Here is a 13222-nt window from a genome sequence, read left to right as displayed (position 1 = left end):
AACCTCCTTGTCTACTTCGCGATTGACGACAGCTGCACTCCTTGCAGCTGTCTCAGTATACCGCTATCCATAAGCAAAGAGGCCCCTTGTCGGGGCCTCTTTTCATCAGGCTTTTTTAGCCTTTGGCAAACTCTCTTGCCAGGTACCGTTGTCGTAGTGAGCGGTCCAACCGGTCGCCTTACCGTTGACCTCGCTCATCACGTACTGCTCCTTGGTCTTGCGACTGAAGCGTACGATGGCGGGGTTGCCGTCCGGATCGGTGAGCGGGGCACCGGCCAGATACTTGTGCTTGGCGGAGATGCGATCCTTGAAGCGCTTGAGCTCTTCCACCAGCGGCGCGCGGGTCTCGCGGGATTTGGGGAAGTTGCTGGCCGCCAGGAACAGACCGGCAGCCCCGTCACGCAGTACGAAGTGGGCATCGGACTGGGTGCACTTGAGCTCCGGCAGCGGCACCGGATCCTCCTTCGGCGGCGCGATGTCGCCGTTTTTCAGGATCTTGCGGGTGTTCTTGCAGGTCTCGTTGGTGCAGCCCATGTACTTGCCGAAACGGCCGTTCTTGAGCTGCATCTCGGCTCCGCAACGGTCGCACTCGATGCTCGGCCCTTCGTAGCCCTTGAGCTTGAACTGGCCCTTCTCGATTTCGTAGCCATCGCAATCCGGGTTGCGACCACAGACGTGCAGCTTGCGGCTGTCATCGATGATGTAGGCATCCATCGCTGTACCACAGACGCCGCAGCGGTGCTTGGCGCGCAGCGCTTCGGTTTCTGCCTCTTCGCCGTCAGTGGCGGAGACAAACTCGTCGGCAGAGACCAGGTTGATGGTCTTCTTGCAGCGCTCTTTCGGCGGCAAAGCATAGCCGGAGCAACCGAGGAACACGCCGGTGGTGGCGGTACGAATACCCATCTTGCGGCCGCAATCCGGGCAGTCGATGTCGGTCATCACCATCTGGTTGGCACGCATGCCGCCCTCTTCGGGCGCCTTGTCGGCCTTCTCCAGCTCCTGGGTAAACTCGGCGTAGAAGGAATCCAGTACCTTCTTCCACTCAAGGCTCCCTTCGGCGATGCCATCGAGCTTGTCTTCCATCTTGGCGGTGAACTCGTAGTTCATCAGCTCGACGAAGTTCTCCACCAGACGATCGGTGACAATCTCGCCCATCTTCTCGGCGAAGAAACGGCGGCTCTCGACCCGCACATAACCGCGATCGACGATGGTGGATATGATGGAGGCGTAGGTAGACGGACGGCCGATACCGCGTTTTTCCAGCTCGCGCACCAGTGCCGCTTCAGTGAAACGGGCCGGCGGCTTGGTGAAGTGCTGGCGCGGATCCAGCTTGACCAGTTTCAGCACCTCGCCAACGCTCACCGCCGGCAGCTGACTATCTTCGCCCTTGCGACCCATCGGCGGCAGAGCCTTGGTCCAACCGGCGAAGCGCAGGGTACGGCCACGAGCCTTGAGCTCGAACTCACCCGCCTTGACGGTCAGGGTGGAGGAGTCGTATTGAGCCGGGGTCATCTGGCAAGCAACGAACTGACGCCAGATGAGATCGTACAGACGCATGGCATCCGGCTCCATCCCTTCCAGCATCTCGGCTGTCACCTGTACGTTGGAGGGACGGATCGCTTCGTGCGCTTCCTGGGCATTGGCCTTGGCGCCATACAAATTCGGCTCGGCTGGCAGATAGGCCGCGCCATACTGCTCGCCGATATATTCACGCACCGCCTCAACCGCCTCTTTGCTGAGGTTGGTAGAGTCGGTACGCATATAGGTGATGTAACCCGCTTCATAGAGACGCTGGGCCATCATCATGGTCTTCTTGACCCCGAAGCTCAGACGGGTAGAGGCCGCCTGCTGCAGGGTGGAGGTGATAAACGGCGCGGATGGCTTGGAGCCGGTCGGCTTGTCTTCCCGGTTCACCACCTTGTAGTCGACCCCTTCCAGGGCCGCCACGGCGGCGAAGGTCTCGGCCTGGGTCACCGGCTTGAAGTCGGCACCGTTGCGGCTGACCACTTCCATCCGCAGATCAGCCTTGTCACCGGTCAGCAGGTCGGCGTTGAGATCCCAGAACTCGACCGGAACGAACGCCTTGATTTCGCGCTCTTTATCGACGATGAGACGCACCGCAACGGACTGCACTCGACCGGCGGAGAGACCACGGGCCAGCTTTTTCCACAGCAGCGGGGAAACCATGTAACCCACCACGCGGTCGAGGAAACGACGGGCCTGCTGGGCATTGACGCGGTCAATATTGAGTTCGGACGGCTGGGCAAACGCCTCCTTGATGGCGCTCTTGGTGATCTCGTTGAACACCACACGCTTGTAGCGGCTGTCGTCGCCACCGATGATCTCGCGCAGGTGCCAGGCGATCGCCTCTCCTTCTCTATCCAAGTCGGTTGCGAGATAGATGGTGTCGGCTTTCTCGGCCAGACTTTGCAACTCGCTGACCACCTTCTCCTTGCCGGGCAAAATCTGGTAGTTAGCCTGCCAGCCAGCGGTCGGATTGATACCCATCCGGGCAAACAGGGCCTTGCGATCCTTGGCAGCCTTCTCGGATTCGCTCAACTTGATGCCGCGAATGACAGGTTTCTTGGGCTCGGTGCTGGCGCTGCCGCTGGTGGGCAGATCGCGAACATGACCCACGCTGGATTTCACCACGTAGTCCTTGCCCAGATATTTGTTGATCGTCTTGGCCTTGGCCGGAGACTCCACTATGACCAGTGATTTGCCCATGCTGTAACTATTATCCTCATTGCACCCGACGGGGTTGGTGTGCGGTTTTGTGGGGCTGTATAAGAGATTTGGCGCGAAAAAGCAATCTTGTGAGCAAATTTGCCTGACCAGCCCGAACCACACGGCTTCTTTTATTGCTTCTTTATTTATTAATGCGAAGGCAACAGGCCGGACGCAACCGCTTTTTCAATTTTCTGCCATACCGCCCTTCTTTTTATATCTGAAACGACATAAAAACGTCTGCTGGTTACCAGCTTGTTACAAAAACATAAAATCTCTTTATAATGGCCCAACCCCGACGCATTGTGCGCGGAAGGAACCGCTACCCATCATAAAAATCGAAAGGATGTACTCAATGAAGCACTTCGAGGTCAATTTCGACGGTCTGGTCGGCCCGACTCATAACTATGCCGGCCTCTCCTACGGCAACGTTGCCTCCCAGAGCAATGCCCAGGAGGCTTCCAATCCGAAAGAGGCCGCCAAACAGGGGCTGCGCAAGATGAAGGCGCTGACCGAGCTTGGCATGACCCAGGGGGTACTGGCGCCACAAGAGCGTCCCGATCTCGCCACCCTGCGCCGCCTCGGCTTCACCGGCAACGATGCCCGGGTGCTGGAGCAGGCAGCCAAACAGGCTCCCGCCGTATTGGCTGCCTGCTATTCGGCTTCCAGCATGTGGACCGCCAACGCCGCCACCGTCTCTCCCAGTGCCGATACCCAGGATGGCCGCATTCACTTCACCCCCGCCAACCTGACCAACAAGTTTCACCGCTCTCTGGAGCCGGACGTCACAGGTCACATCCTGCGGGCCGTGTTCAACAACGATCGCCACTTCAGCCACCACCTCCATCTGCCGGAGAATGACCACTTCGGCGACGAGGGGGCAGCCAACCACACCCGCCTCTGCCGCGCCTATGGCGAGGCGGGGGTCGAGCTGTTTGTCTATGGCCGCAGCGCTTTTGACTACTCCCGCCCGGCGCCGAAGCGCTATCCGGCCCGCCAGACCCTGGAGGCAAGCCAGGCCATCGCCCGCCTGCATGGCCTCGGCGAGGAGAGCGTGGTGTTTATTCAGCAAAACCCGGAGGTGATCGATCAGGGGGTATTCCACAACGACGTGATCGCGGTGGGCAACCAGAACGTGCTCTTCTTCCACCAACAAGCATTCCTCAACACCGAAGCGGTGCTGACCGAAATCCGCGGCAAGTTTGGCGAGGGGGATTTGCACTTTATCGAAGTGCCGACCGCCGAGGTATCCGTGCTGGATGCGGTGAAATCCTACCTGTTCAACACCCAGATCCTCACCCTGCCGAGCGGCGAGATGGCCATTATCGCCCCCACCGAGTGCCGCGATAATCCGGCGGTGTCGGCCTATCTTGGCAAGCTGCTGACGCAGGAGACCCCGATCAAGGCGGTGCACTATATGGATGTGAAACAGAGCATGCGCAATGGTGGCGGCCCGGCCTGCCTGCGACTGCGGGTTGCCATGAACGATCAGGAACTCGCTGCGGTCAATCCGGCCTGCCTCATCAACGACAGCCAGTTTGCCCGCCTCGATGGCTGGGTAGATCGCCACTACCGCGACCGCCTGACCCTCGATGACCTGCGGGATCCGGCACTGGTGCAGGAGTCCCGCAGCGCGCTGGACGAGCTGGCCCAGATCCTGAAACTGGGTTCGGTCTACCCGTTCCAGCGCTAGATGTGATGCCAGGGAAGACCGCCGACACTGGCGGTCTTCTGCTATCTCTCTTGTATTCGCCACGATCGTCAAATTGCACAGATGCTGTTTTGTGCAGAAAAGCAGCGCACAACTTGCTGATAAGCTTGAATTTTGAGCTGGATGTATCAAAAAATCGACGAACAGTCATTTTTTACTGCCAGATGCCTCATCAAGGGGTTCACAAAGCCTCTGGATCTGATAGTATGCGCCTCGCACTTGGGGAGGGGTTCCCGAGCGGCCAAAGGGATCAGACTGTAAATCTGACGGCTCTGCCTTCGAAGGTTCGAATCCTTCTCCCTCCACCATTCAAGTGCAAAGTAGTGACAATCAGGAAATACCCCGTGGAGGGGTTCCCGAGCGGCCAAAGGGATCAGACTGTAAATCTGACGGCTCTGCCTTCGAAGGTTCGAATCCTTCTCCCTCCACCATTTCCCTGATTGCAATGGCTGAATACAATTTGCTTTGCCCCTGTGGAGGGGTTCCCGAGCGGCCAAAGGGATCAGACTGTAAATCTGACGGCTCTGCCTTCGAAGGTTCGAATCCTTCTCCCTCCACCATCATTCAAGAAAACCCGGCCTCGCGCCGGGTTTTCGCTTTCTGCTATCCCCTTCACACTTTTTCGGCATTGTCAGATCTGACAGTTGCAATTGCATCCCATCTTGCTCATCGTGGCATCATCGACATCAGAGTGTTCAAATCATGTTTGAAGTCTGGGACGAGCATGGTCACGCCACCGGTCTGACACTGCAGGCGCTCAAAGTCAGAATCAGCAACGACTATCAGGGCGATCTGATGGTGCGCTACAGCAACAAGCTGGGACTCTCCACGACCCTCTTTCTGACCATTCATCAGGGCGTTGCCTATCAACGCTTCAAAGCGGGCTCGCCAAAACTGGATTGGGAATGGCTGGCCAGCGCAGGCAATGGCCACAGCCCCCGTAATTTTATGAGCGAACAGTTCCCCTTACTCCAGCTCTCCTTGGATAACTGAATGCCCCTCTCTTTCGCTCAATAACGTCAATTCATCGATGATTTGCTGTAATTGGGCACGAAAGCGTGTCAGCTCATCTGTACAAGCTGGCGATCCAAACTGACGGATTTTTTCTTCCAATCGCCATGCCTGTTCAGCCAATTCCGGCGCCATCATCATGCTGATGGTCCCCGCCTGACGATGTACCCAACTGGCCAATGCATTGTCATCAAGTGGCGCCTGTGCCATCGACTGTTCAAGCTCCTGGCGAAAAAGCGGAAACATCTGCCGCAACTTTTCACCATGACCAAAAAATGCCTCCATGGCTGCAATATCAATCAAGGTTGGCGCGGGTAAGATCTGCCACTTCTGCAACATCTGGTGCAGAGCATCCAGCAGCACCGGTTTGCCCAACAGATCGTCCATGCCCGCGGCAAAACAGCGCTGAGCCTGCTCTGGCAACACATTGGCCGTCATGGCGATGATCAGTAGCCGCTCACCTTTCTCTGCAGCCCGTATCCTGCGGGTGAACTCATAACCATCCATCACCGGCATCTGGCAGTCACAGAGCACCAGCTCATAGGGATGCTGCGCGACCATCTCGAGAGCCTGCTGGCCATGCTCTGCCACATCGCAGTTCATCCCAAGTTGCCTGAGCTGGCGTATTACCAGCGACTGGTTGAGGGGATTATCCTCCACCAGCAATACCCGACAGGGCTGTATGGGTGCGCTCTTTCGCATCGCTTTCGTTGCCGTCCCTGCGCTCAAGCCAAACTGGCGATAGCAAACTTCCCGCACCGCATGCCAGGTCATGGGATTACTGTTGAGGATGTAACCCTCCTCATCACAACGATAACCGAGGGGGGTTGCCAGCGGCAGCACCCGGATGACCCCGTTGCCAGCCAGCTCATGGTCTGTGAAACGCAAATGAGCATCACCAGACTCCGACGTTCGTGTTACCCCCAAGGCATCAAGATGCAACAGCAGGGTGTGGCACAACTTCTCGTCATGGAGATCGATATGGGCTTGCACGCCATTGAGACGGAGATCCGGCTCTCGCTGTGCCAGCAATGGCAACGTGACCGTCAGGCTGATGAAAGTGCCCAGCCCAGGGGCACTCTCCAGCCGGATCTCGCCACCCATCAAGGTGGCCAGGGTCTGGCAGATACTCAGGCCCAAGCCGGTACCACCATAACTGCGGGTGGTGGAGCTCTCTGCCTGTTCAAAGGCATTGAAGATCCGGCCAAGCGCCTCTGGGCTCATACCGATGCCGCTGTCGCGCACACCGAAGCACAATTGCTGTTGCCCCTCCCCCTGCGACAGCAGTTGCACCGAGATCTCGATAAAGCCCCGCTCGGTAAATTTGATGGCATTGCTGACAAAGTTGAAGAGGATCTGGCGCAGACGCAGCGCATCACCACTAACCCGAGCCGCCACACCAGCATCCGCCCAGAGATAGACGCGCAACCCCTTGCGATGTACTTCGCTCACCGTCATGGTCAGCACGTTGTCGAGCAGCTCCCGGACAAGAAACGGAGCCTCTTCGAGCTGCATCTTGCCCGCTTCCAGCTTGGCGAAGTCGAGCACGTTGTCGATCAGCGCATGCAACCCCTGGGCACCGCGGTTGATAACCTCCACCATCTGGCGCTGATCCTGGGTCAGCTCGGTAAAGGTGAGCTGCTCCGCCATGCCGACAATGCCATTCATGGGCGTGCGAATTTCGTGGCTCATGGTGGCCAGAAACTCTCCTTTCTGGGTGGCGGCAGACTCCGCCTTGGTCTTGGCTCTGGCGAGTGCTGCCTCAACCTGATGACGACGGACTATCTCCTGACGCAGCCGCCAGTAAGCCACCGATAGCACCAGAATAAAGAGCGTGATCGCCATCCCGGCGGGCAGCAGGGTTCGCACCAGTTTCGCTCTGGGGATACCTTCGCTGTAATTGAGCGCCAGCCAACTGTTGCGTATCTGGCGCTTCTCCTTGTCGCTCATGCTGGCAAGCACCCGGTTGACCAGGGGCAGCAAGGGGCTGTAAGGCTCACGTACCGCAACGGCCAACTCATCTTTGAAAGGGGTGGGCGCGGCAATATGAAGTCGGTCATCAAACTGCTCGGTGACAAGACGGGAAACCACCACCAGATTGCCGATATAGGCATCTCCCTCACCTGCTGCAACACGAGCGAGCCCCTCGTTGGCACTCTTGGTCGTGATCAGTTTCAGGTCAGGCACCAGTGTCCTTAGCTGGGGGATCAGCATACTGTCGGTCAACAACAACTTTTTACCGGCCAGATCAGAGAGATCCCCGATCGGAATACTACCGCGCGCCGTCACCAGCACCATCGGGAATGATGCAAAGGGCTCGCTGGCATGCCAACCCACCAACCGCTCAATGATGCGGGTGGGTAATACCGCCAGATCCACATCGTGATGCAGCAGCAACTGCTGCAGATCGGGCCAGCTCTGCACTGGCACACGGCTGTATGCCAGCCCCAACTTCTCTTGCAGCACGTCCAGATAATCCGCCATCAAGCCGACCGGATTGCCACCCTCATCGTGATAAGAGAAGGGCACCCAGCCGGGGATCAATCCCAACTTTAACGGCGGCAGCATCGAGAGCCATGCTCGCTCATCAGGGCGCAGCAAGAAATTGCTGTGCCCCATAAAGTTGGGCTCCAGGCTCTCCCCAAGCCAGCGTCTCTCCAGTTCACTGCGCGCCTCGACCGTCAGCGCCTGAATTGCCGTATCAAGCCGGATAGCAAGGGAGTGTTTCTGGCTGGCGACGCCAAGATGCAGGGTTTCCATCAACAAGGGGGACTGGGCGACCACTGCCAACGCCGGGTGGCGCTCGATAAACAGATTGGCCACATGGAGATTGCCGATGTAGGCATCCGCCCGCCCTTGTTCTACCGCCTGCAGTGCGCTGTGGGTATCCACAAACAGCCTAGGCGTGACACTGGGATAATGCAGCTTGACCAGCTTCTCGGTCAGAAAGCCTTTTTCGATGGCAATGCTGGCAGATTGCAAGCGGCTCACATCCCGAAACAGAGCGCTGTCCTGGCGCACCACCACCACAGTCGGTGAGGTGTAGTAAGGCAGGCTATAAGTGATGCACTGGCGCACTTCAGAGTTAAAAGCATCGAGCAGGATATCGAGCTTGCCACGGCAGGCATCGCTATACATAGCCTCCCAGTCGGGGTAAACCTGCCAAGCAATCTTGTAGTCCAGCTTTTTGGCCAATTGTTCCATCAATTCAACGCTGAATCCGGCTGCGGCCCTGCCGTCCCACTGCTGAAAAGGGCCCCATCCTCCGGCCAATATTCCGACTTCAATCGTTGGGAGAGAGGGACCAGATTTCGCCAATACGGCAGGCGTCAAGAAAAAAACAGAGACAATAATTATGAATCGTTTGATTAATGACATAAGCGAACAATATATAGACATAACGATTCAAATATATTTATCAAAAGATATATGCACCTGAAAAAAATGGGGTGCGCACGGTAGTATAGAAATGTTAGCTTTGATAGCCTGAATATTATTCACCGTTTTATAAGAGGCTCATCCATGTCCTTCAAGATTATTCTTGCCGATGACCATCCCTTGATTCTGACCGGGATCCGCAGCCTGATTGACCAGATAACACCTCATTGTGAAGTGATCGCCGAGGCATATCAGGTATCTGACTTGCTGAATTTACTGCAGCAACATCATTGTGATCTGTTGATCACCGATTTCAGCATGCCGGGAGATACCCGTAGCGATGGCATGGTCATGATCCAGCAGTTGCGCCGGGATTATCCCAATCTGCCCATTATCGTGCTGACCCAAATCCAGAACAGTGCCATCTTGCAATCCCTGATTCAGGCTGGAGTAAAGGGTCTGATACTAAAGAAATCGGTTATTAATGAACTTGCCGATGCCATTCGCCAGATATTGCTTGGCCATCGCTATATTGGCCCGACGGTACGGATGCTGCTGGCCAGTGCCGGTATCGCCGGGCAAAGCAACAACAACCCGCTGACCCCCAAGGAGAGTGAAGTAGTGCGCCTGCTGGCCAGCGGCATGTCGGTCACTCAGGTTGCCGATTATCTTCATCGCAGCGTCAAAACCATCAGCACCCAGAAAAAGAGTGCCATGACTCGGCTGGGTATTAGCAGCGATAGCGCACTCTTTGACTATGCCAAAAGCTGCGGGCTCTGCTAATCGATAGCCGCATCAAAGATCAGAGTGACATCACCTTTAAAGGAGGAGCCAGGATATTTCATCATTTCGGTTACCGTCCCACCAACAACCTGAAATCGAATAGCGCTGACTGCATTTATAACTGGTTGTCCCTGTATGGGGGGAAAAAACTTATAGGGTCTTTTAGTTAAATTTGTTATTACATTGTGATGATCAACATAGAATGTTTTTAATGGAACAGTGCGTCCCTTTCCATCTTTTAATGCGCACTCGTCGCTGGCTCCCCATGGATATTGGCAACGTAACGAAACGGTAAATGGTGAACTAAACCAAATTCGGAAGGGAAGGTCTTGTTGCAATAGATTTCCCTTAACCTTTCCATGGTAAAGTCCTGCCAACCACCCACCAAGTGGTAATAGTTCAATTTTATTTCCACTATCGTTTATTGGAAAATCAACTCTTAGTTGATGACGCACAGTCAATGTAAAATTCAGTTTGTGGTCTCTCCCAGCCCAATATATTGAATTACCAAAATCAATATCATCAGTATAACGTCCGACCCTTATTTTTAGACTGCCGGTATAAACTCCATTAGGAATTTTTAATGGGTTAGGGGCGCTTAGCTTAAAACCATAATTAATCCAATCTAAGCGATACTCAAAACCGTCTCCAGGAGGCCAGTTTACGTAACATACCGAGATTCTTTTCTGAGCCGATGGATATATGCTATGCATAAACATGACTCCTTTTATTTCTAATTTAGTACGCCAAATTAATGATGTGAATGAATGATAACAATCACCTTCAACGCGATCAAAAAGCCATAAATCACCTGAATAAGGGATGTTCATGTTTGATGCTTGCGCTCCTATATGGGTAGGGATTAATGTTAGCTGAAATGAATTCACCCCATTTGTAAGGGTTATAGTTTTAGGTCCCGTCGTTCTAAAATAACCAAAATAATCCATTATACCATTATTGCGATTAGGTGTGCGCGTTATTTCCACGGGCAATCTAATTATTGTAGAGTCCTCTAATGGTTTATCTTTGTTACAATAAGGTAAGAAATTAGGGTTTTCTTGAAAAGTACACCTTGTCGTATTTACAAACCGCCCACCGCTCATGCTATAGCTTTCCGGTCTATAATCAGCTGTAATTTCAAAAACAGCACTATTTACAATGCATGGAAGCAGAGTTAAAAATACAAACAAGTTTTTAATTATTTTTTTGCTGTCACACCAAGTGAGCATTTTAACTCTCCCAATAAAACTATATCCGACTTTGTCACCCTGTTGTTGTCTCCGGCCAAACGCTTGCAGCGAAGGGCGCCATTATGTTCCACGCTAAATTCCGGCTTTCGCCGGTTCGCCTCCAGCGCAAAGAAGCCATCGTTTTCGGTAAATGCCCGTCCTATGGGGTTGCTGACCATGGCACCACGCAGCGGCCGATTTTGCTCGTCCAGCAGGCGACCAATCACAGTGACGGTACTAATGGCATTCACCTGGCTATAACCCACCCCACCGCGATTAAGGTGGTAGGGGAGCACGGTGGGCTTGATGGTGAGCGGCGTCCCCTCGTGGTCAGCCATCTCCAGTTGCAGGGTACCGCTCTGCAAGGCTGGCACCGAGACCAGATGGCGACCGGGTCCAAGGGTCTGTACGCCGCCCAGATCGTCGCTGACCCGGATCCGTGCCGCCTCGTTATCAGCATCGATATCGAGGATCATCGCCGCCTCATTGCCCATACCGCCCATATCGCGGGAACCGAGCGCCAGATCCCCTTCCTGCCCCAGCGCCAGCACACTCTCCAGGTTGACGCCGCCGGTCACCTCTGCGTTATAGGAGGAGTGCTGGGCAAACAGGTCGCCCCCCAACCAGGGAGCAGCGAAACGACCATAGCCGGATAGACCGGTACCATAGCTGTCGTGGGTGCTGCCGACGCTGACCTGACGCAACGGGCCCCAATCCACCTCCTGCTGGTAGTTGAGATAGGCGCTGCGCTGGGCACCGCCCGAGCGTGAGGTATTGCTGCCCAGCCCCAGCGACAACTGGCGATCATCCCCCCCCAAGTTGATAGTGAGACTCAGCGTGCTACCGCGATCCCGCTGCTGCGCCGTGCTCTCGCTGCCGGGGCGATCGAACAGGGTCACCCCCCAGGTCACCCAACGCCCCCACAGCCGGTCGCTGTAGTGCCACCCCACATCGGCGCCGTTGCCACGACCAGACTGGTGAGAAACATAGACACCGAGGGAGCCCCACCGATCCAGCGATTGCTGCAATGACAAGCTGGACAACGCACTCGCCTCCCCCTGCTTGCGCAGATTGCGTGAATGGCTGGCCACCAGACTACTGTTGCCATGCCAGTAGATCCCCTGCAGATCGTAACCCCATCCCATGCCGACACTCTGGTTGAGGGAGGCAAAGCCGTGGAGCTGACTGGTCGCCTCCCAGTCGAGCGAGAGGGAGTGCTGGGCACGTCTGTCCACATACTGGCTACCCGCCCCCACTACCAGCGAGGGAAGCAACAGGTGGTTCACCGCAGCACCACCGCTGACGCCTTCCAGATCGCTATCTCCCTGCCGCACCAGCCAGCGGGTCTGACGCCCGGCAAACAGGTTGAAACGCCACGGTTCCTCCGGTGTCTGCCAGTTGGAGGGTTTGTAGATCATCTCGCGCCAACGGCGAGTCTCCTGACCATCCTCAAGCAGCCGCAGCTCCACCTCGTAGATACCACCGGGTAGCGAGCGAGTATCGAGCGCCTGCAGACCGGATACGACCGGCTGGGACTGGATGAGGTTGCCGTCCCGATAGATCTCAACCATGCCCGGTCGTGCCGGTGCCACCTGGATCGGCGCCAGACTGGGTACCCCGCGTTCCCGGCGCAGCAGGTCCGAGCTGCCCCACATCACACCAAGCACAGTGGGCGTCGCACCACTGTAGTAGTTGGGCTGACGCACCAACCCCTGCGCCGAGGGAAAGAAGAAGCCGAGACGATAAAAATTGGCCTCATGGAGCCGTTCTCCATAGATCTGAGCCATCCCCAGATCAGTTGGCCCCCCCTCTTGCCAGGTGGCATCTCCCTCCATAAAAGGGGTCCACTGTCCCCAGCTGCCCTCCAACTGCAGGTTGTAGTGTCCATTGCGCTGGGTGCCCTGCACCAGGTTCAGCTGGTTCTGGACCAGCAAGCCCTTGCTCTCTTGGGGCAACGCCATAAAACGCTGATCCCGCGCTCCCTGCTCCACCTTACCGGTCAGTATCGAGAGCTGGGACTCCTCCAGGCTGTATTGCAACCCCACTATGCCTTCAGGACAGGTCCGGCCACACTCGCCGAGTGGCAGATGGCTTCCCAGCTTGCTCAACCAGCGTTCGCGTGCTCCCTCGTCAAACTCGCTCTCCTGCACATCCACCAGTGAAAGCAGCTGTACCGAGTTATCCCGCCCGAGCAGCACCTCCCCATCCCCCAGCAGGCGACCGTCAACAGTGACTCGCACCATAAGAGGAACGCCAAAAAAGTGCTCTTCAAACCCTTCAGGCAACTGCCGCGCCTGTTGCAGCAGCAGTGCCGGTTCTGCCGCCACCAGCGGTGCAGAGAGCAACAGCCCTAGCAAGAGAAAAAGAGAACGAACCATGGTAT

General features: G+C 56.0%; 7 protein-coding genes and 3 tRNA genes. 6 read left to right on the top strand and 4 right to left on the bottom strand.

Features of this window, described 5'->3' with window-relative positions; genetic code table 11:
- Positions 1 to 105 precede the first annotated feature (105 nt).
- Positions 106 to 2727, bottom strand: a complete 2622-nt coding sequence (gene topA, locus LRL22_RS16715) for a type I DNA topoisomerase (protein ID WP_270905909.1) — start codon at positions 2725 to 2727, stop codon at positions 106 to 108.
- Positions 2728 to 3082: 355 nt separating this feature from the next.
- Between topA and astB the strand changes: the two genes are divergently transcribed.
- The 5 genes from astB to LRL22_RS16690 all read left to right on the top strand — a co-directional run bounded on the left by astB (position 3083) and on the right by LRL22_RS16690 (position 5431).
- The gene (astB, locus tag LRL22_RS16710) at positions 3083 to 4420 is read left to right on the top strand and encodes an N-succinylarginine dihydrolase (RefSeq protein ID WP_270905908.1); all 1338 of its coding nucleotides are present in this window, start codon (positions 3083 to 3085) and stop codon (positions 4418 to 4420) included.
- 241 nt (positions 4421 to 4661) lie between these two features.
- A tRNA-Tyr gene (locus tag LRL22_RS16705) sits at positions 4662 to 4746 on the top strand.
- A 38-nt stretch (positions 4747 to 4784) separates the two neighbouring features.
- Positions 4785 to 4869 (top strand) — tRNA-Tyr (locus LRL22_RS16700).
- 44 nt (positions 4870 to 4913) lie between these two features.
- A tRNA-Tyr gene (locus LRL22_RS16695) sits at positions 4914 to 4998 on the top strand.
- Positions 4999 to 5140: 142 nt separating this feature from the next.
- A complete protein-coding gene (locus tag LRL22_RS16690; protein ID WP_270905907.1) occupies positions 5141 to 5431 on the top strand; it encodes a hypothetical protein in 291 nt (96 codons plus the stop codon).
- On the opposite strand, the gene LRL22_RS16685 is transcribed toward LRL22_RS16690, so the two are convergent.
- The gene (locus LRL22_RS16685; RefSeq protein WP_270905906.1) at positions 5405 to 8848 is read right to left on the bottom strand and encodes an ATP-binding protein; all 3444 of its coding nucleotides are present in this window, start codon (positions 8846 to 8848) and stop codon (positions 5405 to 5407) included. The genes LRL22_RS16690 and LRL22_RS16685 overlap by 27 nt on opposite strands.
- A gap of 123 nt (positions 8849 to 8971) precedes the next feature.
- Here LRL22_RS16685 and LRL22_RS16680 point away from each other — a divergent pair, with 123 nt between their 5' ends.
- A complete protein-coding gene (locus LRL22_RS16680) occupies positions 8972 to 9610 on the top strand; it encodes a response regulator (RefSeq protein WP_270905905.1) in 639 nt (212 codons plus the stop codon).
- On the opposite strand, the gene LRL22_RS16675 is transcribed toward LRL22_RS16680, so the two are convergent.
- Both LRL22_RS16675 and LRL22_RS16670 read right to left on the bottom strand, forming a co-directional pair.
- Positions 9607 to 10839: a hypothetical protein gene (locus tag LRL22_RS16675; RefSeq protein ID WP_270905904.1), complete on the bottom strand. Its 1233-nt coding sequence runs from the start codon at positions 10837 to 10839 to the stop codon at positions 9607 to 9609. The genes LRL22_RS16680 and LRL22_RS16675 overlap by 4 nt on opposite strands.
- Positions 10809 to 13217, bottom strand: a complete 2409-nt coding sequence (locus LRL22_RS16670) for a TcfC E-set like domain-containing protein (RefSeq protein WP_270905903.1) — start codon at positions 13215 to 13217, stop codon at positions 10809 to 10811. The genes LRL22_RS16675 and LRL22_RS16670 overlap by 31 nt, the downstream gene beginning before the upstream one ends.
- Between the last annotated feature and the right edge of the window lie 5 nt (positions 13218 to 13222).

Origin of the sequence: Aeromonas sp. PI_26 (assembly GCF_027854445.1) — a bacterium.
In the GTDB taxonomy this organism is placed as follows: domain Bacteria; phylum Pseudomonadota; class Gammaproteobacteria; order Enterobacterales; family Aeromonadaceae; genus Aeromonas; species Aeromonas veronii.
Note: the sequence above shows the minus strand (reverse complement) of the source record. Positions and strands in the feature narration are given on the sequence as shown.

Coding starts and splice junctions, on each gene's coding strand:
- topA (WP_270905909.1), bottom strand. CDS start 2,727: ATGGGCAAATCACTGGTCATAGTGGAGTCTCCGGCCAAGGCCAAGACG.
- astB (WP_270905908.1), top strand. CDS start 3,083: ATGAAGCACTTCGAGGTCAATTTCGACGGTCTGGTCGGCCCGACTCAT.
- LRL22_RS16690 (WP_270905907.1), top strand. CDS start 5,141: ATGTTTGAAGTCTGGGACGAGCATGGTCACGCCACCGGTCTGACACTG.
- LRL22_RS16685 (WP_270905906.1), bottom strand. CDS start 8,848: ATGTCTATATATTGTTCGCTTATGTCATTAATCAAACGATTCATAATT.
- LRL22_RS16680 (WP_270905905.1), top strand. CDS start 8,972: ATGTCCTTCAAGATTATTCTTGCCGATGACCATCCCTTGATTCTGACC.
- LRL22_RS16675 (WP_270905904.1), bottom strand. CDS start 10,839: ATGCTCACTTGGTGTGACAGCAAAAAAATAATTAAAAACTTGTTTGTA.
- LRL22_RS16670 (WP_270905903.1), bottom strand. CDS start 13,217: ATGGTTCGTTCTCTTTTTCTCTTGCTAGGGCTGTTGCTCTCTGCACCG.